This is a genomic window from Desulfitobacterium elongatum (genome assembly GCF_055378975.1).
The window spans coordinates 1,842,336-1,862,475 of the sequence record NZ_AP038772.1; the positions used below are offsets into that span (position 1 = coordinate 1,842,336).

Genomic DNA, 20,140 nt, shown 5'->3' on the forward strand with positions numbered 1-20,140 from the left:
GTGCCCAAACATAAGGAGGGGAAATTGTGTTCGGTTTTAATCTAGCTTCGATCATTGCCAATATACCAGCCCTGTTGATTGGATTTGCCTTCCACGAATTTGCGCATGCTTGGGTCGCTGACCGCTTAGGGGATCCAACCCCGAGGAGCCAAGGGCGATTAACTCTAAATCCGTTTGTCCACCTCGACCTCTTTGGAACCTTGATGGCGCTCCTCTATCAATTCGGTTGGGCAAAGCCAGTTCTCACACAGCCCCATTACTTTAAAGGAAATCTAAAAAGGGGTATGATGTTGGTTGCGATAGCAGGGCCAATCGCAAATCTTCTGATGGCATTTTTTGCTATGCTCGCTTGGGTTATTACCTTGTCCTCGCTAGGAACTTCCACATGGTCACCCATACTTTCTCAAATATTTATGGCAATAGTGATCATGAATTTAGGCTTAGGAGTATTTAATTTACTCCCCATTCCGCCTCTAGACGGTTTTGCAATTTTAAGATGGTTACTTCCCGGACGTTTTTATAAAGTTCTTAACACTCTTGAGACGTATGGGATGTTTATCTTGGTTATCGTACTTTTTACCAACATTCTGGGGATTGTGCTAAGGCCAGCTGTTATAGGTCTTTATTCACTCTACCAAAAAGGTGCGCTTTTATTGCTCTCACCCTTTATAGGGTAGGCTTCACTGTGTAGTTATAGCATATCAGATGATGAAATGCTGTTGGGGTCGTGTAGCTTCTCGCACATTGGACCTTCGGGCGTGAATCTACACCGTAGACTCACGTACTTAGCGCTCCAGGGCTGGCTCACTTGCTTCCGTAGGAGCTTCGCCAAACCTCAGGGTAATACCTGAAGTGAACCAGGTGGCTACGTTAGCTAAGGCCGAAACCCTACGACGGGTTTCGCCTACGAAAGCATCGTTAGCTTTATCGCCCCTCCGCCGCAAATCGTTCAGCTAGGGCCGAAACCCTACAACGGCTTTCGTCCTGTGCGAGAAGCTACGCTTTCAGGTCTTTTATAGTATTTCTTTATAGATTTTTTGGGTGATACCAATTTGAAAGGGGTTTTGTAAGTGAAGGGAAGAATATTTAGTGGAATGCGGCCGACGGGGTCGTTGCATATTGGACATTTAAGTGTCATCCAGAATTGGGTGGCCTTACAGTCGGAGTATCAAAGTTTTTTTGGAATTGTAGATCAGCATGCTTTAACTACCGGATATGAAGACCGGTTAAATTTTGGTGAGCTCGAACGGGAAATTGCTTTAGATTGGTTAAGTGTCGGGATCGATCCGGAGAAGAGCGCTGTCTTCATTCAATCCCACGTCAAGGAACATGCGGAATTGCACCTGCTGTTTTCCATGATTACACCACTTTCATGGTTAGAGAGAGTTCCTACGTATAAGGATCAGATACAACAATTGGGAAAAGAAGGGGGAAAAGACCTTTCAACTTACGGATTTTTAGGGTACCCTCTATTAATGGCTGCTGATATTTTAGTGTATAAAGCAAGTGCAGTACCCGTCGGTGAGGATCAGATTCCCCATGTAGAATTATGTCGCGAAGTCGCTCGTCGTTTTAATTTCCTCTATGGATCGGTATTCCCTGAACCGAAGGAAATCATTGGAAAGGTTCCTCTTCTACCCGGAGTTGACGGTCGGAAAATGAGTAAAAGTTATAACAATACGATATCTTTGACCGCCTCAACGGAAGAGATAAAAGCAAAAGTTCAACAGATGGTTACAGACCCGGCACGCTTGCGTAAGGATGATCCCGGTCACCCTGAAGTTTGTATCGTGTACAAGTTCCACCAAATTTACACCCCAGAAGTCGCCGAAGTGGAAGAGAACTGCCGTGGAGGTAAAATTGGCTGTGTAGCCTGCAAACGCCATTTGGCTGAGAATCTCGATAAGCTGTTGACCCCTTTCCGTGAGCGCCGTGCCCAATGGGAAGAACCAGGGAAATTAGAGAAGGTCTTAGATGCAGGCGCGGAGCGCGCTCGAAGTGTAGCGTCAGAGACGATGAAAGAAGTACGTCAATCCATGGGTCTTCGATGAATACTACGAAGGCGACTCCGTATGTCGAATTGCCGATGTTCCAAGGCCCACTCGATCTTCTTTTACACCTGATTCAACAGGAAAAAGTGGATATTTATGACATTCCTATCGCTAAGATTGCCGATCAATTCATAGAAGCTGTGCGTCAGATGGATGCGTTAGATATGGAAGTCACCAGCGAGTTTTTAGTGCTCGCTGCTCAGCTTCTGCATATGAAGTCTCGTTTACTTCTCCCTAAACCACCAAAGGAAGTGGTTGAAGTCGATGAAGGAGATCCTCGTCAGGAATTAGTGGAACGACTATTAGCCTACCGAGCGTTCAAACAGGCATCTGAAGTTTTAGGTGTACTCCAAGTCTCTTCCGGTCAACGCTATTTTCGTGAAGTTAATCCAGATGAGATTCGAAGCCACTTCCCAGTGGAAGATCCCTTGGATGGAATTCAATTCGAGGAATTATGGCACGCGTTCCAACGAGTCGTTGAGCGGGCTGAACAAGGAGAAGATATTCGGACCGTAGCACCTGATGAAATTCCCATCGAGGTCATGGTATCAGATGTCCTACGGAGGGTTATTCTCCAACCACGGGGACTTCGATTCAGTCAATTGATTCGGGGAAATTCACGGATGGAAGTCATTGTATCCTTCTTAGCCTTGTTGGAACTCTTAAAGTCAGGTAAAATACGTTGTGAACAAAGTGCCGAGCAACAGGATATTCATGTGTTTCCAACAGAAAAAGCTTGGGAGTTCGCTGAAGGGGAGTAGATGATGCTGTTTCGTGAAAGAGAAATTGCCGGTGTAGAAGCCCTGCTGCTTGTTGCTGACGAGCCCTTAAAAAAAGATCGTTTAGCTGAAATTCTTCAATTGTGCACGGACGATATATCTGAAATTCTGCTTGAGCTAAAGGAGCGCTACGCCCTACCCACCAGTGGCCTTACACTCGTAGAAGTCAATGGGGGATACAAGCTCGGAACGAAACCAGAGATGTCTCAATATATAGAAATACTCTATCACCAACCCGCTCAAGGACTTTCAGGGGCCGCCTTGGAAGTGCTTGCAATCATAGCCTATAAACAACCAGTTACCAAAGGAGAAGTGGATTTCCTCAGGGGGGTACAATCCGACCGAGCCTTATCAACCCTCGTTGAAAAAGGCCTAGTCAAGGAAGTTGGTCGTAAAGACGGACCAGGTCGACCTATCCTCTACGGCACCACAGAACAATTCTTACTTCACTTCAGTCTCACATCGCTCGATGAATTACCCGATCTAAACTTTGAAAGCCTGCAAGATGTTGCTTCGACCAAAGAAGAATAAAAATAGATGCCTTAATGGGCATCTTTTTTATTTCAGTATAATTCCGCCTCCTTCGGGCATCCTAAACTTTTAGGAGAACACTTCGGAGGGATTTAAGTGCGGATTCTAGCACTCCTGATCGCCGGTTTAATATGGATCGGATTAACCCTATTGGTTCGCGCAACTGTAGATTTTAAATACTGCCGTAGTGAAGAGAATGACCATCTTGAAATCAAACTTTCTGCACTTCATGGATTGTGGACATTTCGCATGTCAATCCCCACAGTGCAGCTTGAATGGGAGAAAGGTCCACAAATCGAAGTACAGCAGTCGTCGGTGGCACCAACCGGGGAGAAGAGAAAGGGCCGGAGACGGATTAAATTCCGCTATTTCCGACGCAGTTTTTTTTATCATTTGATTCCACAAATTCCTAGAATTCTCCACCACTTGCAGCAAGCTAAAAATAAATTTTACCGAGGAATCCATTGTACTTACGTGAATTGGAAGATCGGCATTGGGTATGAAGATCCGTGTCATACCGCATGGGCTGCAGGCACCTTCTGGGGTATGCTGGGGTATTCTCTCGCGAGACTCTATCGGCAAGTTACGATGGAGGCACGAGAACCCCAAATATTTGTCGAACCGAATTTTAAAAAGATCGGCTTTTCCTGTGACCTTCACTGCATATTCAATTTGAGAATCGGACATATTATGTTCGTAGGATTGGACTTAGTTCGGGTTTTTATCCGTGAAAAAGGGGGTAGGCATAAAATGGGGAATCATCCAATTGAAGCTTTAATGAAGACGGCTATGGAAAGCATCCAGCAGATGGTTGATGTCAATACGATTGTGGGAGATCCAGTCGAATCACCTGATGGTTCAGTAATCATTCCCGTCTCCAAGGTGGCTTGTGGCTTCGCTGCAGGTGGAAGTGAATTTCCTCCGCCTGACGGAGATCGGGATCGGGGAGAAGAAAAAGGAGACAAAGCCGCTGCATTACCATTCGGTGGAGGGAGCGGTGCAGGTGTCTCGGTTCAGCCTGTTGGTTTTTTAGTCGTCGGGCATGGGCAGGTTCGATTGCTTCCCGTGGATCACAATGTCATTGTCGATCGAGTAATCGATGAAGTTCCTAACTTGATGGATAAGGTCGCAAGCATGTTTAAGAAGGAAAATCCTCAGAATCAGAAAGAGGAAGTGACCAAAGAAGATATTATTATTATAGGTGATCATTAAATAGAGTGTACATAAGAGCGGTAATACAAGCATAGAGCTGGTATTACCGCTCTTATTTTCGCTTATATATCTACTCTAAAAGCCTTTAAAATGACTAAAAGTGAGCCGAAAAGCTACTGCCCCCCAGTTCCTTTTGCCCCTTTGAAGATGCACCATAGCCTCCCTGAAGGTCTAATCTTCCCCGACCCCTCATAAACATTTAGTCAAGGGGGAGTGGGACATGGTAAATGCCATCTGGTTATTTATGCTTGCCACAGGCATTATCGTAGCGGCTCTAAACGGGAGGATTGATGCGGTCACAGTCTCCGCCATGAAAGCTGCAGAATTAGGTGTAGAGACTGCGATTGGCTTGATCGGCGTAATGAGCCTTTGGCTAGGACTGATGAAGCTGGCAGAGGAAGCAGGGTTCATACGTGCTTTAGCCCGCATATTTGGTCCAGTGATCCGAAGAATATTTCCTTCCTTAAAACCAGACAGTCCAGCACTCGGTGCAATCATAATGAATTTGAGTGCAAACATTTTGGGTTTAGGGAATGCCGCAACCCCTTTTGGTTTAAAAGCCATGCAGGAACTCCAAAAGGAGAATCCTAATCCAGAGGTAGCAAGTCCGGCAATGATCACTTTCTTAGCCTTGAATACTTCTTGTATAACATTGATTCCAGCGACGATTATTGGAGTACGTCTAAAAGCAGAATCCGTAAATCCAACGGAGATCATCGGGACAACCATTTTTGCTACGGGTTGTGCAATGACCCTGGCTATCTTTGTAGATTATCTGATTCGCCGGAGGGCTAAACGATGAGGCTTATTGCCGAAATATCGCGGTGGGCAATCCCACTGCTCTTACTCATTATCCCCATAGCAGCCTATCTCCGTAAGGTCCCGGTCTATGAGTCGTTTGTAACGGGTGCGGAAGAGGGCTTAAAGACGGGTATTCGGATATTACCCTATTTAGTTGCCATGCTCGTTTCCATCCGCGTCTTTGCGGACTCAGGGGCCTTGGATATCTTATCTCGGTTATTACGACCCCTCTTCCTTCGATTAGGACTTGAGTCTGATCTCACCGCGATCATTCCCTTAGCTGTGATGCGTCCTCTGAGTGGCTCCGGTGCTTTAGGAGTGGCAACTCAATTGATTAATCAGTATGGCCCAGATTCTATGATCGGGCGAATAGCCTCTACCTTACAGGGGAGTACGGATACGACCTTCTTTGTCCTTACTGTCTACTTTGGATCCGTAGGCATCAAGAAATATCGTTATGCGCTTAAGTTGGGACTTTTTGCTGACCTAATCGGCTTAGTCGCTTCAATATGGATTGTGCTTTATACGTTTTATTAATAGCTTCTTTGAGCATACTAAGGATGAGCTAAAGGAGGCCGTCTTAGTATGCTTTTTGTCGTATTACCAGCTTACAATGAAGAAGCTGGGCTCAAGGAACTCCTTGACGATATTGAACGTTCAAGTCGTGAGATCCCAACACAGATTATTGTCGTAAATGATGCAAGTACAGATCATACATTTCAGATTGCTAAGGAATATGCTGAGGAATTTGACAATGTGAATGTCCTTTCACACGAGCGGAACAAAGGGCTAGGTGGAGCATTAATGACAGGCTTCAAGCACGCTTTTCGGCTTCGTGAAGACCTAAAAGGACAGAGGGCAGGGGTGGAGCAAACAGGCTGTACAGAGGATGTTATCCTTACGATGGACGCAGATAACACACACCCAGCGGATCGGATTCCACTGATGCTCGCAGAGATATATTCCGGAGCAGATCTTGTTGTTGCCTCTCGCTATGCACCTGGAGGAGAACAGCATGGCCTTAATATCATGCGTAGGACGCTTTCTTGGGGAGCAGGAAAAATCATGAGCTTCTTCTTTCCTGTTTCCGGGCTTAAAGATTATTCCTGCGGTTATAGAGCTTATCGAGCTACAACTTTGGAGCAAGTATACCAAAATTATGGGGAACAAATGATAGAAAATCGCAGTTTTGCCGCGATGGTTGAGCTATTAGTTAAGGTTGTCAGTTACTGCCGAGAAGTTCGTGAAATTCCTTTTTCTCTACACTATGAAAAGAAGATGGGAAAAAGTAAAATGAGGATTATGGCAACGATCTTCGGATATGTTTCACTGATTATCCGTTTGAAAAAAGAAACTTGGGGTTCAATGGAATGGGCTGGAGAGTAAAGAGTGTTTTTTGGGGAATCTTAGTTCTGGGGGCCTTAGTCCGGCTAATAGGGGTAACGAATCCATTACTTGATGATCAGGGTTGGAGACAAGCGGATACGGCAAGTATGGCCTTGAATATGTTAGGGCATCTGGGGTATTTTCCGGATGTCCTTTTTCCCCTGTTGAATTACGATGGGGTAGGCCCACAAAGGGTAGAACTCGAATTTCCGTTTTTACCCTATCTTCTTGCGATAACCTGGACAATTTTAGGATGGGCAGATATATGGGGAAGGCTTTGGGCGATTTCTTTTTCCCTCATAACCCTCTGGGGGATTTTCGAATGTGGACGACTTATTTTCTCGGAGCGGGTGGGATTATGGGCTACCGTTATTTATGCAGTAATGCCTTTAACTGCCTATTATGGCAGGGTTATCATGCCAGAACCCGTTGCCCAAGCGTTTAGCATATGGGCGCTCTATTTCATTCTTTTATGGCGAAAAGAGCCTTCAAGTAAAAGACTTTTTCTTGCTGCACTTCTCATGGCAGCAGCTATATTAGCCAAACTCCCCCAACTAATGATTTTTCCAGCGGCAATAGTCAGCGGCTTTTGGCCAATTAGAGGAAAGCTGCGTGCAATGTTAAAGTATTGCCTACTAGCACTATTCCTACCTATGCTATACTATTCTTGGGTACATAGTGGTGCAGGCGAAGCAAGTCAATTTGTATCAGGAATTCTCTCAGATCAAGTCCTTGAGGGCCCAAAAATGTTTATGACTCAGTTGAAAAATCATCTGTGGGAAGGGTTCGGGTTTCCTCTGCTTCTTCTAGCGGGAGTTGGTTTCCTGAGAATGGTGTGGGTAGCAATACCCCGTAAAATTGTTTCCCTCCAAAAACCGAAAGATGATTATGGAGGATTCCTGGGTATCATTCTGTGGTGCTTGATAAGTCTAATTTATCTTGGAGCAATATGCATCAGGATCCCCTTAGATTACTATCTTGTTCCCGTGGCGTTGCCGCTTGTCCTTTGTGCGGGTTATGCTTTAGATGTATTCGAAGACATACCGGGTTTTGTTCTGGGAGTACTTCTCGTAGGTTTGCTCTTTGTGAGTCAGACCCTCGTAAATGCACCCAAATATACCTGGAATGATCGTTATTTAGTTCAGGCAATTTGGATACGCGAGCATACGAAGACGGAGCAAATCTTGATATTAAGTGACTCCCCGCCAATGACTCTGTATTATGCGCAAAGGTATGGGTTTCGTCTGAAAAGTGTAGAGGATCTGAAGGCTTGGGAAGAACTTCAAGCAATCCCAGGTAACTATTTAGTGGCGCTTCCGGGTTCAAGAGGAGAAGAGTTTTGGAATCGCGTCGAAGCGGAATATCCCCAAGTCGGACCGGGGGTATATCGTTTAGAGAAAAAATAACTCATATCTTGGGAGTTGAATAGATGAACGTTAAAAAAGAAATGAATGACCCTCCTGAGGGTGAGCGCTTGCAAAAAGTCATAGCCCAAGCTGGAATTGCCTCGCGACGTCATGCAGAGCAGATGATTCTTGACGGGCGTGTGCAGGTGAATGGTGAGAAGGTGGTCGTGCTCGGAACAAAAGTCCTACCTAAGGATAGAATTCTCGTCGATGGACGGGAGATTAATTCACTCCGTGAAACCTATGATTATTATTTGCTTCATAAACCCACAGGTTATATTACGAGTGCGAAAGACCCTCAAGGTAGAAAAACGGTGATGGATCTCCTGCAAAAGGTCGAACAGAGGGTTTATCCTGTCGGACGCTTAGATTACGATACTTCGGGTTTGCTGGTCTTAACGAATGATGGGGAATTAGCACATCGCTTGATGCATCCTTCTTATGGAGTGGAGAAGACCTATCAGGTCGAGGTCCAAGGTGCTGTTCCTCCGAAAGCTCTGCTTCAGTTAGGGAAGGGAATTGATCTTGAAGATGGAAAAACAGCCCCGGCACAAGTCCGAGTGATTTCCCAGAAAGGCCAGGGCTCTTTGCAACGTCTAGAAATTACAATACATGAGGGGCGTAACCGCCAGGTTCGACGTATGTTCGAGGCGATTGGTTTTCCAGTGGTCACTTTAAAGCGAATTCGCTTTGGACCACTTCAGCTTGAAGCCACTTTGAGTATGGGAAAATACCGTCCTTTGACTGTCAAAGAAATTAGCCAACTACGTCGAGCTGTAGAACTGAATTGAGATTGATGCAAAAGCCTAGTGATTCATTTGGAGTGAGTGATCGAGTCTTTTATTCCACTTTTCGATATCACGTCCACCAAAGTTCTGGAGGGCATTTGCTACGGAATTAACCTTTTCATGCTCCGTGGTAATGACGACGAGAAAATGACCCGTACGAACTTCATGCTCATAATGGCGGGCACGTTCGGGGCTTAGTCCATAACTCATTAAGGCTTCGGGTAATCCTTGCCCATGCGGTCGATGAAGCAAATCATTCGCTAAAGGTCCAGCCACCACACATTCTCCTAGATTGGGGATATCCATGGGTGGTGCTTGAACTAACCAGGCATTAAAACGGTCTAGGTTTTTCTCAGCAGGGACAAATGCCAACTCATTGGCAATTTCTTCATTGAAGCTACCTTGATGGAGATAGCCGCTGCGAACGATGACCGAGATATAACTGTTGGCTAAAGATTCTCCCTGGATTTCTTCGACAGCTTCTTTCGTTTGTTGTGGACCTTTGAATATCGCAAGAATCGTTCTAGACATTCTTTATCCCCCTTATTGATTTTTGTTAGTATACCCATAAAAAACAGGGTTCACACAAAATAGGCAGGAGAAAATGAAATCTATGACGAATTTCAATTGTTAATCCTTCGATACCTTAAAATTGTTTTTTTCGACAAGCAAGGATATATTAGATGTTTTTCTCACAGAAAGATTCGACGGGGAGATGGGCAATGAAAATTCGTATTGGGAATGAAGTTCTTACAGAACATATCCGGGTGAAGATTCGTCTGGATTTTAAAGGAGAAGGTAAAAGCGGGCGCTTCTTGTTTGGAGGTAAAAGCCGTGAGGAAATTGCCGAGCAGGTTAGGGAACAGGAAGTTGCTATGTTAAGGAACGTACCCCTGCAGGGTATTTTTCTTGAGGATATTGACCTAAGCCTCGATTTATACATTGTCAGCCAATCTGACGGACGTAAAAAGCGCGAGGTGGCCTATGCACCTGTGCTACTCACACTGAGATTAGAAAATTTAGATGATCTTTTACCTTTGATTCTCAAGCCGGAATTTCGTAAGATTGAATTCTTGAGCCCGGAAAGTCTGGCGATTCATCGGCTTGATGTGGAACGTCTCTTCTTTCGTATGAGTCAGTGTCTACAAGAAGAAATAAAAAAGGTCGAGCATAGATTTCAGTAGGATTCCACTCAATTGACTCAGCTTAAACAGCTGGGTTTTTTTTATCCCAAAAGGGTCGATTTTTGCATTCTATTGGTGCTTGCATGATTAATTGAGAATTGCGAATAATAACTTTCGACTTAATATCTATGCAAATGTTTGGAAAGGTGGAATGTTTAATGCCTTGGACCCAAAATTATGCAGCGCTCGGAGGGAGTATTGGCCTAACAGCCCTGGTTGTTTCTTTGCCAATCTTCTTTTTACTGTGGGCGCTTGCAATCAAGCGAATGAAAGGGCATATTGCCGGGATTCTGACACTACTCCTGACGATTGTCGTTGTCATTCTTGTTTACAGAATGCCTGTCACAGTTGCACTTTCAGCGAGTTTATATGGAATCGTTAATGGAATTTGGCCTATCGCTTGGATTGTCGTTACTGCGGTATTCTTATATAATTTAACGGTCGAAGCAGGACAATTCGATATTATTAAGAGTTCCATTTCTTCGATTTCTGATGATCGGCGTTTACAGGCTTTGCTTGTAGCCTTTTGCTTCGGTGCTTTCTTAGAAGGAGCAGCAGGTTTCGGTGCACCAGTCGCAATTTCAGCTTCAATTCTTATCGGGTTGGGTTTTGAACCCTTATATGCTGCTGGTATATGTTTAATTGCAAATACCGCTCCGGTTGCCTTCGGTGCCATTGGTGCTCCGATTATTACAGCGGGCGCTGTCACCGGAATGGGAGATTTTGTTATCTCACAAGCTATCGGGCGTCAGCTTCCCTTTTTATCGCTCCTGATTCCACTTTATCTTGTTGTGTTGATGTCAGGTTGGAAAGGAGCGAAAGAAGTGCTCCCCGCAGCTTTGGTAGCTGGCTTTTCCTTTGCTATTGCACAATGGTGGTCCTCGAACTATCTAGGTGCGTATTTGCCAGATATTATCTCCTCACTGACCTCGTTAGTCGCGCTTACTCTATTCTTGCGGTACTGGAAGCCGAAAAATATCTGGCGCTTTCCTAGGGAGCGGGATAAAAAAGAGGAGAAAGCAGCAGTTAGACATAATTATTCTGCAGGGCAAATTGCTAAAGCGTGGTCTCCCTTTGTTATCCTAACCGTGATGGTCGCTATCTGGGGAACTCCAAGTTTTAAAGCTTGGGCCACAAAAGCGGGTCTTTTTGTGTCAATTCCTCATTGGCCAGGACTTGATGGGATGGTTTACAAAGCAGCCCCAATCGTACCTAAACCTGCATTATATGCAGCAAGTTATAAATGGGACTGGTTCACTGCAGGGGGAACTGCTATCTTGATAGCAGCTATAATTTCTATGTTTGTGCTAGGTGTTAAGCCAGGTAAAGCACTGGAGGTCTTCGGCAAGACCCTCAAACAGTTGACGTTTTCCCTTGTTACAATAGCCACGGTTCTAGGTTTTGCATATCTCGCCAACTACTCTGGACTATCGTATACTCTTGGAATTCTCTTTGCGTCAACAGGCGCCGTTTTCCCCTTCTTATCTCCTGTTCTTGGTTGGTTGGGAGTATTCCTCACGGGCTCAGATACCTCTGCGAATGCTCTATTTGGAAAGCTTCAGCAAGTCACAGCAGAGCAAATTGGGGTTAATCCAGTATTAACCGTTGCAGCGAACAGCTCCGGTGGGGTTGTCGGGAAGATGATTTCACCTCAATCGATCGCAGTAGCAGCTGCAGCGACTTCTTTAGTTGGTCGAGAATCAGAGCTCTTAAGATATACCTTGAAGCATTCACTTTTACTTCTCCTCCTTGTTTGTATCATGGTCACCTTGCAAGCCTATGTTGTCCCAGGCATGATTCCGTCGATCACGGCAGCATTACATTAATGCAATCGAGATTTTAGTTATCTAAGTTAAATGTCAAAGATTCTAAACGTCTTTTGTAAATACGGAAGGAGATATTCCTTCCGTTTCCATTTTTATAAGCATTATTGCAATTTTCTCCTTAAGTTCGACAGAATTCGCGAAGGATAGTGATTTATTTCTTTAATCTTTCTATGTATTGCAAATCGTGAGAATTTATCGTACAATTGTACATGGCTCGGAGGTCAGACCATTTAAAATATTCTAAAAGGTCTGACCGAATAGATGCAAAGGGGAGGTTAGAGGTTAGATTAAATACAATTAACTTTTGGACTTATTAAAAAAGTAACAAAAGGAAATTATTTATTGATTCATTTTGCTAAAAACATTAATTAACAATCAAAAGTATAGAAAGGTGGAATTATGATGCCGTGGACACAAAATTACACAGCACTAGGTGGTAGCCTAGGCTTAACGGCACTTGCAGTCTCAATCCCGATTTTCTTCTTGTTCTGGGCTTTAGCCGTGAAGGGAATGAAGGGGTATGTTGCTGGATTACTTACTCTCCTCATTACAATCGTTGATGTTGTTCTTGTTTATAAGATGCCTGTTTCTATAGCACTTTCCGCAACAGCTTATGGTATGCTCTACGGACTTTGGCCGATTGCATGGATTGTAATCACAGCAGTGTACTTATACAATTTGACCGTTGAATCGGGTCAATTCGAAGTTATTAAAAGTTCTATCGCCTCGATTTCGAATGACCGCCGTATTCAAGCACTTATTGTTGCCTTCTGTTTTGGTGCCTTCCTAGAAGGAGCTGCGGGTTTTGGAGCTCCAGTTGCAATCACGGGTGCTCTTCTCATCGGACTTGGATTCGAACCGCTTAAAGCTGCAGGGCTTTGCTTAATCGCAAATACTGCTCCAGTTGCTTTTGGGGCCATCGGTGCTCCGATCATCACCGCGGGAGCAGTCACAGGTATGGGAGATTTCGTTATTTCTCAAGCCATAGGCCGCCAACTTCCGTTCTTATCTGTCATTATTCCACTTTATCTCGTTGTCTTAATGGCAGGCTGGAAATCTGCGAAAGAAGTTCTACCTGCAATCGCAGTTTCAGGCGTATCCTTCGCAGTAGCACAATGGTGGTCTTCAAACTTCCTTGGTGCTTATCTCCCAGATATTATATCTTCCTTAACCTCTCTCGTTTGCACCACGGTCTTCTTAAGATTCTGGAAACCTAAAACGATATGGCGTTTTCCACATGAGAAAGGCGAGAAGGAGCCGGAAACCCAAAAATATACTGCAGGTCAAATTGCTAAAGCATGGTCTCCATTTGCTATTCTTACTGTAATGGTTACCATTTGGGGAACTCCAGCCTTCAAAGATTTGATTCTCAACAAGCTTCATCTTGCTGTTTATATCAATTGGCCTGGACTAGATGGTCTCGTATACAAAGCTGCTCCGATCGTTGCTAAGCCAACAGTATATGCAGCTTCCTTCAAATGGGACTTCTTATCTGCAGGTGGAACCGCAATCTTAATCGCTGCAATAATCAGCGCGTTTATCTTAGGAATTAAGCCCGCGCAGGCGGTAAAAGTATTTGGCCAAACCATTAAACAATTGATTTATCCAGTGATCAATATGGCCGCTGTGCTCGGTTTCGCTTATCTAGCAAACTACTCCGGTCTCTCCTATACCCTTGGACTTCTGTTTGCATCCACAGGTAAGGTATTCCCGCTTCTTTCCCCAGTTCTTGGTTGGTTAGGTGTTTTCTTGACGGGTTCGGATACCTCAGCAAATGCCTTGTTTGGTAAACTTCAACAAGTAACAGCCGAGCAAATTGGAATTAATCCCGTTCTAACGGTTGCTGCGAATAGTGCAGGTGGGGTTGTTGGTAAAATGATTTCTCCACAATCCATCGCGGTTGCAGCTGCAGCCACCACCTTGGTAGGTCGGGAGTCTGAACTCTTCAAATTCACAGTAAAACACTCACTCTTCTTGTTGGCCGTTATTATGGTGATGATCTATCTTCAAGCTTACGTGGTCCCAGGAATGATTCCGACGATGGCTGCAGCGATACACTAATTGATAATTAATGGATAGACTTCTTCCCTGAAATAGGTTATAATATAAAAACTGATTATTTTTGCATTAGATGTGGGAAGTAGGAAACTGCTTCCCACATATTTTTCTAGAGCAAAGGAGTACCCATCATGGATTTGAAGCCCATCAAGACAAAGCGAATATATGAAGAGATTATCGAGCAGATTCGAGTTTTAGTTACTGAGGGGCACCTCCAGCCAGGGGATCGCTTACCCTCCGAACGTGAACTCGCAGTACAACTTGACGTCAGCCGTGCCTCTGTTCGTGAGGCACTGAGTGCACTTGAAATGATGGGCCTCTTGGAAATTCGAAGTGGGGAAGGAACCTTTATTAAAAAGATAAATATTGATTCGGTTGTAACTCCATTGACTTGGGTCTTGAGTATGGAAAAAGACACTGTATTGGAATTGCTTGAAGTCCGGAAAATGATTGAGGGTCAAGCTGTGGCTCTGGCTGCAACTCGAGCAAAATCAGAAAATCTTCGTGAATTGGAAGAAGCGCTAAAGTTAATGGATGAGGATTTACAGACCGGGCAATTGGGGGAGGATGCTGATCATCGCTTCCATTATGCTATAGCCAAAGCAAGTCAAAATAAAATCCTTCTGCGCTTGATGAATGCTATATCGGATACGATGCATCAGACTCTTAAAGCGAGCCGGATAAGGCTCTATGAAGGGCAAGGTGCGCCCGAAAGACTTTATCAGGAACACAGCCTTGTCTTAGATGCCATTCAACAACAAAATCCAGAACAGGCGAGGCGCATTATGCTTGATCATTTAGCTGGAGTAGAAAACAAGTTATTGATGTACTATTCCGTGAATAAGATTTAAGGGCTATTTTCAAGACTGGCTGCACTATTTCGAAGAAGAGGAAGATTTCTGATAATTTTTTTTATTGAAATTATCAGAAAAGATATTAGAATCAGAATAGAGATATATATTTTAATAAACTGAAATATATCTAGCCTTTAAAAGTTCTGCATGCTAAACTAAGAACATAGAGAAGCTATTTAAAGGAGTAGGGGAAGTTGGATCTTAAACCAATCAAAACACGCAAGATATATGAAGAAATCGTCGAGCAAATTCGCGATCTTGTAGCCAATGGAGACCTTAAACCCGGTGATCGCTTACCCTCAGAGCGAGATTTAGTTGAACGGTTACAAGTCAGTCGTGCTTCGATTCGTGAAGCTTTAAGTGCCTTAGAGATGATGGGACTCCTCGAAGTTCGAAGCGGAGAAGGGACTTTTGTCCGTAAACTGCGCTCAGAGTCGGTAGTGGCACCACTTGCCTGGATGCTTACGATGGAAAAGGGAACAGTTCTGGAATTACTCGAGGTTCGGAAAATTCTTGAAGTTCAGGCTGTCAGTATTGCCGCAGAACGAGCAGATGAAGCTGATATCAGGGAGCTCTTCGCAGCCTTGGAAAGTATGAGATCGGAATTGAGCAGTCCGACGTCTGATGGTACAGCAGATCACCGCTTTCATTATGCCATTACAAGGGCGACAAAAAATAAGATTATGATTCGACTCATGGATACTATATCTGATCTCATGCAATATATGTTGAAGACAAGTCGAGCAAAATTGTATGAAGGAAAATATACTCCTGCTTTACTTTTTCAAGAGCATATGGGGATTTATGGAGCGATTAAAGGCAAGGATAGCCGAAAAGCGCGTGAGCTTATGCTTCACCATTTAAACGGAGTCGAAGAAGAGATTATTAAAGGTTTCAAGAATTAAGGACGGGGATTAGACATCCCTGTTCTTTTATTTTTGAGCATAAAGGGTTATAATTTTTAAATAGAAATGAGGTGAACTATGCTTAATAATTGTCAGATCGTTTATCATAATCAGAACTGTTTAAATACTAAAAAACCTTATGCTCATTCTTGTCGATTATGTATTGATGCTTGCCCTCATCAGGCCATCTCGGAATATAAAGAAATTAACGCCAAACAGTGTACAGAGTGTGGGGTCTGTATGGCCGTCTGCCCCAGTGATGGATTCGTTGACCGAAATACGGATATGCTTCATAACTTTATTGAAACGAGCGATGCAATTATCTTGAACTGTCCGCAGGCTATTCCAGCTGGATTTGAGATTCCCTGTCTTGGGGTAATCGACCGTGAGTTATGGACAACTCTAATGCTTGCTGCACGGGATAAAGAAGTAAAAGTATATACAGGAAAATGTGCTGAATGTCCAGATAAGAAAGCATGTATCCATAGCGTTAGAGCGTTCAAGGAAATCCACGAGGATTGGCAAGACCACCCATCGGTGTTGATTCAGGTTTCCCCAGATCAAGGAGTGGAAACCACACTTTCAAATCTCACACGTAAAGCTGAAGCTTCAGAGAAGGGGGGATGGAAGAAGAAAGGTTGGGAAAAGATAGAGTCCATCTTACCAGGATTGACTGCAGACGAGGCGTACCTAATTCCCCGAACAAAGCAATTATTGACAAAGCACATGGAGTTTAATCCAGAGCAAAAGATTCCTATCCCCGCTTTGAAGATAAGTGATCAGTGTACGAGCTGTGGAGTTTGCGCAGCAATATGCCCTCAAACTGCGCTCTCGAAAAAAGAAAATGGGGATGAGCTCACCTTAGTGTATGAACCCTATAAGTGTGTTCGATGTCAACGCTGCGTTAATATTTGTAATCCAAAGGCTTTAAGCTTTAGTACGAAACCCTTATCCCATCGTTTATTAACAGGGAAGATACTCATTCATAAGGGAAGTCCGCGCCATTGTATTCGCTGCGGAAAGCAAGTCTTTGATCGTTCAGAGCCCGCGATGTGTATTGCTTGTGCGTCAACGAATCCTAACGAGGAAGGATTCTTTATGTAGGATGACAGAAATAGCCATAGTGTAATGTAATAAGAACACGGCATATCATGCCGTGTTCTTATCGTTAGGTTTACATATACTATTTGATGTATTCGTTTCTTTCTTTTCCCAGCCGAAGCGACGGAAAAGGTAGGGAGCACCGAAAGAGGTCCAGAGTCCGGCTAAGGCATAGACGGGCAAATAAAACCCAACCCAGTCATGAGTCAGAGGCCGGAGAAGGAGAATATAGAGAAGCAGAATTCCCAAGCCAGTGACTGTTTTATAGAGCGAATGTCGCCAAGGGGTTCTTTCCTGATAGTCGAGGAAATGGTCCTCGAGAAAATAGCCGCTCGTAAACCCGAGGACGAAGCCGCCCATCTGGAAGCCTTCTTTGGAATGGTAAACAATTAGCGCCAAGAGTGGGAGAAGAATAGAAAGCACGAGGTTTATAGGAAGAGAAAAGGGGAGCTTAAAGAGACGTTGATCAAGCAGGTCGAAACACCAGACGATAAATAATCCCAGTACCCAACCCGCCAAAACGTCTCCGGGCCAGTGAACCCCTAAGTAAAGTCGAGAAAATCCAATTCCGAAGATCATGAGGATACCGAAAACCTTCCAAGCGATCTGAGGATATCTCCTCCAAAGGTATGGATAAAACGTTGCTACACCTTGACTGTGACCACTTGGGAAGGAGTAACCTGGTGCAGAGGAGGTATAGATTGAGCGAATACCCTCTTGACCTATAGGTCTTTGGAACTTGAACACATCCTTTAACCAGGAATTGAGCGCCATGGAAAAGAGAAAAAGTACTGCTAATCGAAAGCCAAAGCGCTTATCTAAGTTCCAAAAGATAAAGGCAAGCATGAAAATATAAACGGGCTCGCTCCCTAGAAAGCTCAGTAGGACAAAGAGGGCGTCTAAAAATTCATTGTGAACGGATTGTATCCATTGATAAAATTCTATCATTGTCAGAATCAGGAGTGGTGGTGTGAACCGCAGTTACAGCCTGGACCGTGAATATGCTGATGGGTATGTTTTGGCTTCTCGTCGCTTTTACGAACGGGTTCTCTTAAGAGTTGGTCCATGAGATGGCGGGTATGAGAAACGGGTTGCTCTTGAATTTCTAAGGCAAGGTTCATTGTCTTGCGAATCTCGTCAGAAGTGACACCTAATGCTTTGGCATCTGTAACGGCTGAGCGAAGGGTCGCTAGAGAATTGGTAGCTGCAGAAGCAGAGATCTGAATAAGTAAAGTCGTTCGTGCATCAAGTTCCATAATTTTTCCTCCCATATAAAAGTTAAGAACTACTATACCATAAAAAGAACCTCAGACACAAAAATCGAGGCTCTCCAATTTTCCAAATCAGATAAATATATGGTAATATAACATATTGATTGTGAAGTTAAGGAAGGAACTAGTATGAGTAAGGAAAGAATTGTTGTTATAGGAGCAGGTGCGGCGGGTTTAATGGCTGCTGGACAAGCGGCTTTCAAAGGAACCGAGGTTTTGCTCGTTGAGAAAATGGAAAAACCGGGGCGTAAGATTGCGATTTCTGGTAAAGGAAGATGTAACTTAACAAATGCAGAAAACGTCGGTGATTTCATCCAAAATTACCCGGGAAATGGTCGATTTTTACATGGAATACTCCGTGAGTTCGATAATGTGAGGTTGTGTGAGTTTTTTGCCCATTATGGGGTTGATACTAAAGTTGAACGGGGAGGCAGGGTTTTCCCTGTATCCGACGACGCAGAAGCTGTTGTTCAGGCCTTATTACAGTTCATCGCGGAAGCAGGTGTCGATCTTCGGACAAATCAAACGGTGGACGAAATATTAGTTTCAGATGGAAGAGTTGAAGGTGTCCGTTTGAATAATCGTGAAGTACTTAAAGCAAGCGCAGTGGTGCTTTGCACTGGGGGAGGATCTTACCCTGGGACCGGTTCAACTGGGGATGGGTATCGTATCGCTAAGAAACTCGGTCACAAAGTCATCACTCCACGCCCCTCTCTTGTCCCGTTAAAAACGATGGAGAATTGGGTTAAAGAGCTTCAAGGACTCTCTTTGCGTAATGTTGAGGCGACTTTATGGTATGGGCGGAAGAAGCAGAAAACCGAATTTGGGGAAATGCTCTTCACACATTTTGGAGTATCAGGACCCATCATCCTAACCTTAAGCCGTTGGGCAGGTGAGGCACTAGCACATAGCGAAAAGGTTGAACTGAAAATCAATTTAAAACCCGCCTTAACCCCTGAGCAGTTGGATTTGCGATTGCAAAGAGATTTTCAAAAGTTTGCCAACAAGCAGTTTAAGAATTCTTTAGATGAGATTCTTCCTAAAAGTTTAATTCCTGTCATTATGGATTTATCCAAAATCCCCGCAGATCGTGTGGTTCACCAAATTACTCGAGAAGAAAGAAAACGCCTGGCACAATTAATGCAAGGGTTGACTTTGACAATCAAAGAGACTCTTCCCTTGGCAGCGGCGATTGTAACAGCAGGTGGAGTTGATGTCAAAGAGATTGATCCGAAAACGATGGCTTCGAAGCGTGTTGAAGGTCTTTTCTGGGCAGGGGAAGTTGTAGATGTGGACGGAGTAACTGGGGGATATAATCTTCAGGCTGCCTTCGCTATGGGTTATCGTGCAGGACGAGCCGCCTCAGATTACCTTTATTATTCACGGGTCTGAGCAACGAGTTTGGCGCATACACTGTTTTTGAGGTGAGTGTTCATGCGCCGAAGGAGAAAAATACCAGGAAATTATACTAAAAGCCTGCCGCAAAGAATTGAGCAAGGCGTCATCCGGACCTTAATCATTGCTTCTGTTCTCTTGGTCTTAGCTCAAATGGGTTTCGGGCTTGCGAAAGATCCAGTCGATTTTTATATCTCTGTTGCTCAGAAAGTAGAAGCCCCAGCGCTGGATATTACTCCTGCTTCAACTGCAGTGAGCCCGGAAATCAACCAAGGTAACACCATGGATAAGACGTGGAACCTAACCCTTAAAGCAAGTCCAGCTGCGCCCATTCGTGTAGTGCAAAATGGTCGTGTTCTGGGAACCTTAACACGAGGAGAATTGGAAGTACCTGTTCAGGCGGGGACGCTCCAACTGGATGGGACAAATGTTTCCCAAATTGTTCGAGTACAAGTCATTAAAAAGGATTCACAGCTCCATGATCCACGACTTAATCAAAGTCTTATTATTGAACATAACCTCCAGAATTTGCGTGTGGGCCCTTAGTGTCCGTTGGACCTTTGGGCCTTGTAAAAATGGACTTTGTAGAATA

General features: G+C 44.2%; 21 protein-coding genes. 18 read left to right on the top strand and 3 right to left on the bottom strand.

Going from position 1 to position 20,140, the window contains the following annotated elements; genetic code table 11:
* Nucleotides 1-26 precede the first annotated feature (26 nt).
* The 10 genes from ACZ42W_RS08755 (at nucleotide 27) to ACZ42W_RS08800 (ending at nucleotide 8,957) form a co-directional block, all read left to right on the top strand.
* Nucleotides 27-677 (top strand): site-2 protease family protein, encoded by a 651-nt coding sequence (locus ACZ42W_RS08755; RefSeq protein ID WP_464170029.1) that lies wholly within the window; start codon nucleotides 27-29, stop codon nucleotides 675-677.
* 393 nt (nucleotides 678-1,070) lie between these two features.
* Nucleotides 1,071-2,051: a tryptophan--tRNA ligase gene (trpS, locus tag ACZ42W_RS08760; RefSeq protein WP_464170030.1), complete on the top strand. Its 981-nt coding sequence runs from the start codon at nucleotides 1,071-1,073 to the stop codon at nucleotides 2,049-2,051.
* Nucleotides 2,048-2,812, top strand: coding sequence for a segregation and condensation protein A (locus ACZ42W_RS08765; RefSeq protein WP_464170031.1), 765 nt, complete (start codon nucleotides 2,048-2,050; stop codon nucleotides 2,810-2,812). Before trpS ends, ACZ42W_RS08765 begins: the two co-directional genes overlap by 4 nt.
* Before the next feature lie 3 nt (nucleotides 2,813-2,815).
* Nucleotides 2,816-3,361 (top strand): SMC-Scp complex subunit ScpB, encoded by a 546-nt coding sequence (gene scpB / locus ACZ42W_RS08770; RefSeq protein ID WP_464170920.1) that lies wholly within the window; start codon nucleotides 2,816-2,818, stop codon nucleotides 3,359-3,361.
* A 750-nt stretch (nucleotides 3,362-4,111) separates the two neighbouring features.
* Entirely contained in the window at nucleotides 4,112-4,573 is a 462-nt protein-coding gene (gene ytfJ / locus ACZ42W_RS08775) for a GerW family sporulation protein (RefSeq protein WP_464170922.1), read from the top strand.
* Between the two features lie 220 nt (nucleotides 4,574-4,793).
* Entirely contained in the window at nucleotides 4,794-5,375 is a 582-nt protein-coding gene (locus tag ACZ42W_RS08780; protein ID WP_464170033.1) for a nucleoside recognition domain-containing protein, read from the top strand.
* Nucleotides 5,372-5,911, top strand: coding sequence for a spore maturation protein (locus ACZ42W_RS08785; protein WP_464170034.1), 540 nt, complete (start codon nucleotides 5,372-5,374; stop codon nucleotides 5,909-5,911). The genes ACZ42W_RS08780 and ACZ42W_RS08785 overlap by 4 nt, the downstream gene beginning before the upstream one ends.
* Before the next feature lie 48 nt (nucleotides 5,912-5,959).
* Nucleotides 5,960-6,760 carry a glycosyltransferase family 2 protein gene (locus tag ACZ42W_RS08790; protein ID WP_464170035.1) on the top strand — a complete coding sequence of 267 codons (801 nt, stop codon included), beginning with the start codon at nucleotides 5,960-5,962 and terminating at the stop codon, nucleotides 6,758-6,760.
* Nucleotides 6,745-8,166 (top strand): ArnT family glycosyltransferase, encoded by a 1,422-nt coding sequence (locus ACZ42W_RS08795; protein WP_464170036.1) that lies wholly within the window; start codon nucleotides 6,745-6,747, stop codon nucleotides 8,164-8,166. Before ACZ42W_RS08790 ends, ACZ42W_RS08795 begins: the two co-directional genes overlap by 16 nt.
* A 23-nt stretch (nucleotides 8,167-8,189) precedes the next feature.
* Nucleotides 8,190-8,957, top strand: coding sequence for a pseudouridine synthase (locus tag ACZ42W_RS08800; protein WP_464170037.1), 768 nt, complete (start codon nucleotides 8,190-8,192; stop codon nucleotides 8,955-8,957).
* Between the two features lie 15 nt (nucleotides 8,958-8,972).
* On the opposite strand, the gene ACZ42W_RS08805 is transcribed toward ACZ42W_RS08800, so the two are convergent.
* The gene (locus tag ACZ42W_RS08805; RefSeq protein WP_464170038.1) at nucleotides 8,973-9,485 is read right to left on the bottom strand and encodes a hypothetical protein; all 513 of its coding nucleotides are present in this window, start codon (nucleotides 9,483-9,485) and stop codon (nucleotides 8,973-8,975) included.
* 191 nt (nucleotides 9,486-9,676) lie between these two features.
* Between ACZ42W_RS08805 and ACZ42W_RS08810 the strand changes: the two genes are divergently transcribed.
* The 6 genes from ACZ42W_RS08810 to ACZ42W_RS08835 all read left to right on the top strand — a co-directional run bounded on the left by ACZ42W_RS08810 (nucleotide 9,677) and on the right by ACZ42W_RS08835 (nucleotide 16,885).
* A complete protein-coding gene (locus tag ACZ42W_RS08810; protein WP_464170039.1) occupies nucleotides 9,677-10,138 on the top strand; it encodes a hypothetical protein in 462 nt (153 codons plus the stop codon).
* Nucleotides 10,139-10,296: 158 nt separating this feature from the next.
* On the top strand, nucleotides 10,297-11,964 hold the full coding sequence (locus ACZ42W_RS08815; protein WP_464170041.1) for an L-lactate permease: 1,668 nt from the start codon (nucleotides 10,297-10,299) through the stop codon (nucleotides 11,962-11,964).
* A 402-nt stretch (nucleotides 11,965-12,366) separates the two neighbouring features.
* On the top strand, nucleotides 12,367-14,025 hold the full coding sequence (locus tag ACZ42W_RS08820; protein WP_464170924.1) for an L-lactate permease: 1,659 nt from the start codon (nucleotides 12,367-12,369) through the stop codon (nucleotides 14,023-14,025).
* A 128-nt stretch (nucleotides 14,026-14,153) separates the two neighbouring features.
* A complete protein-coding gene (locus tag ACZ42W_RS08825) occupies nucleotides 14,154-14,873 on the top strand; it encodes a FadR/GntR family transcriptional regulator (RefSeq protein WP_464170042.1) in 720 nt (239 codons plus the stop codon).
* Between the two features lie 197 nt (nucleotides 14,874-15,070).
* The gene (locus ACZ42W_RS08830) at nucleotides 15,071-15,781 is read left to right on the top strand and encodes a FadR/GntR family transcriptional regulator (RefSeq protein ID WP_464170043.1); all 711 of its coding nucleotides are present in this window, start codon (nucleotides 15,071-15,073) and stop codon (nucleotides 15,779-15,781) included.
* Nucleotides 15,782-15,859: 78 nt separating this feature from the next.
* Nucleotides 15,860-16,885, top strand: coding sequence for a 4Fe-4S dicluster domain-containing protein (locus ACZ42W_RS08835; RefSeq protein WP_464170044.1), 1,026 nt, complete (start codon nucleotides 15,860-15,862; stop codon nucleotides 16,883-16,885).
* A 45-nt stretch (nucleotides 16,886-16,930) separates the two neighbouring features.
* Here the strand turns inward: ACZ42W_RS08835 and ACZ42W_RS08840 are convergent, their stop codons facing one another.
* Nucleotides 16,931-17,728, bottom strand: a complete 798-nt coding sequence (locus ACZ42W_RS08840; protein WP_464170045.1) for a phosphatase PAP2 family protein — start codon at nucleotides 17,726-17,728, stop codon at nucleotides 16,931-16,933.
* Between the two features lie 110 nt (nucleotides 17,729-17,838).
* Nucleotides 17,839-18,138, bottom strand: coding sequence for a carboxymuconolactone decarboxylase family protein (locus tag ACZ42W_RS08845; RefSeq protein WP_464170047.1), 300 nt, complete (start codon nucleotides 18,136-18,138; stop codon nucleotides 17,839-17,841).
* Between the two features lie 144 nt (nucleotides 18,139-18,282).
* Between ACZ42W_RS08845 and ACZ42W_RS08850 the strand changes: the two genes are divergently transcribed.
* Nucleotides 18,283-19,545, top strand: a complete 1,263-nt coding sequence (locus tag ACZ42W_RS08850; RefSeq protein ID WP_464170049.1) for a BaiN/RdsA family NAD(P)/FAD-dependent oxidoreductase — start codon at nucleotides 18,283-18,285, stop codon at nucleotides 19,543-19,545.
* A gap of 42 nt (nucleotides 19,546-19,587) precedes the next feature.
* A complete protein-coding gene (locus ACZ42W_RS08855; RefSeq protein ID WP_464170050.1) occupies nucleotides 19,588-20,094 on the top strand; it encodes a hypothetical protein in 507 nt (168 codons plus the stop codon).
* Nucleotides 20,095-20,140 lie beyond the last annotated feature (46 nt).

Coding starts and splice junctions, on each gene's coding strand:
- ACZ42W_RS08825 (WP_464170042.1), top strand. CDS start 14,154: ATGGATTTGAAGCCCATCAAGACAAAGCGAATATATGAAGAGATTATC.
- ACZ42W_RS08795 (WP_464170036.1), top strand. CDS start 6,745: ATGGGCTGGAGAGTAAAGAGTGTTTTTTGGGGAATCTTAGTTCTGGGG.
- ACZ42W_RS08805 (WP_464170038.1), bottom strand. CDS start 9,485: ATGTCTAGAACGATTCTTGCGATATTCAAAGGTCCACAACAAACGAAA.
- ACZ42W_RS08855 (WP_464170050.1), top strand. CDS start 19,588: ATGCGCCGAAGGAGAAAAATACCAGGAAATTATACTAAAAGCCTGCCG.
- ACZ42W_RS08815 (WP_464170041.1), top strand. CDS start 10,297: ATGCCTTGGACCCAAAATTATGCAGCGCTCGGAGGGAGTATTGGCCTA.
- ACZ42W_RS08850 (WP_464170049.1), top strand. CDS start 18,283: ATGAGTAAGGAAAGAATTGTTGTTATAGGAGCAGGTGCGGCGGGTTTA.
- ytfJ (WP_464170922.1), top strand. CDS start 4,112: ATGGGGAATCATCCAATTGAAGCTTTAATGAAGACGGCTATGGAAAGC.
- ACZ42W_RS08800 (WP_464170037.1), top strand. CDS start 8,190: ATGAACGTTAAAAAAGAAATGAATGACCCTCCTGAGGGTGAGCGCTTG.
- ACZ42W_RS08820 (WP_464170924.1), top strand. CDS start 12,367: ATGCCGTGGACACAAAATTACACAGCACTAGGTGGTAGCCTAGGCTTA.
- ACZ42W_RS08790 (WP_464170035.1), top strand. CDS start 5,960: ATGCTTTTTGTCGTATTACCAGCTTACAATGAAGAAGCTGGGCTCAAG.
- scpB (WP_464170920.1), top strand. CDS start 2,816: ATGCTGTTTCGTGAAAGAGAAATTGCCGGTGTAGAAGCCCTGCTGCTT.
- ACZ42W_RS08780 (WP_464170033.1), top strand. CDS start 4,794: ATGGTAAATGCCATCTGGTTATTTATGCTTGCCACAGGCATTATCGTA.
- ACZ42W_RS08785 (WP_464170034.1), top strand. CDS start 5,372: ATGAGGCTTATTGCCGAAATATCGCGGTGGGCAATCCCACTGCTCTTA.
- ACZ42W_RS08845 (WP_464170047.1), bottom strand. CDS start 18,138: ATGGAACTTGATGCACGAACGACTTTACTTATTCAGATCTCTGCTTCT.
- ACZ42W_RS08835 (WP_464170044.1), top strand. CDS start 15,860: ATGCTTAATAATTGTCAGATCGTTTATCATAATCAGAACTGTTTAAAT.
- ACZ42W_RS08765 (WP_464170031.1), top strand. CDS start 2,048: ATGAATACTACGAAGGCGACTCCGTATGTCGAATTGCCGATGTTCCAA.
- ACZ42W_RS08810 (WP_464170039.1), top strand. CDS start 9,677: ATGAAAATTCGTATTGGGAATGAAGTTCTTACAGAACATATCCGGGTG.
- ACZ42W_RS08840 (WP_464170045.1), bottom strand. CDS start 17,728: ATGCTTGCCTTTATCTTTTGGAACTTAGATAAGCGCTTTGGCTTTCGA.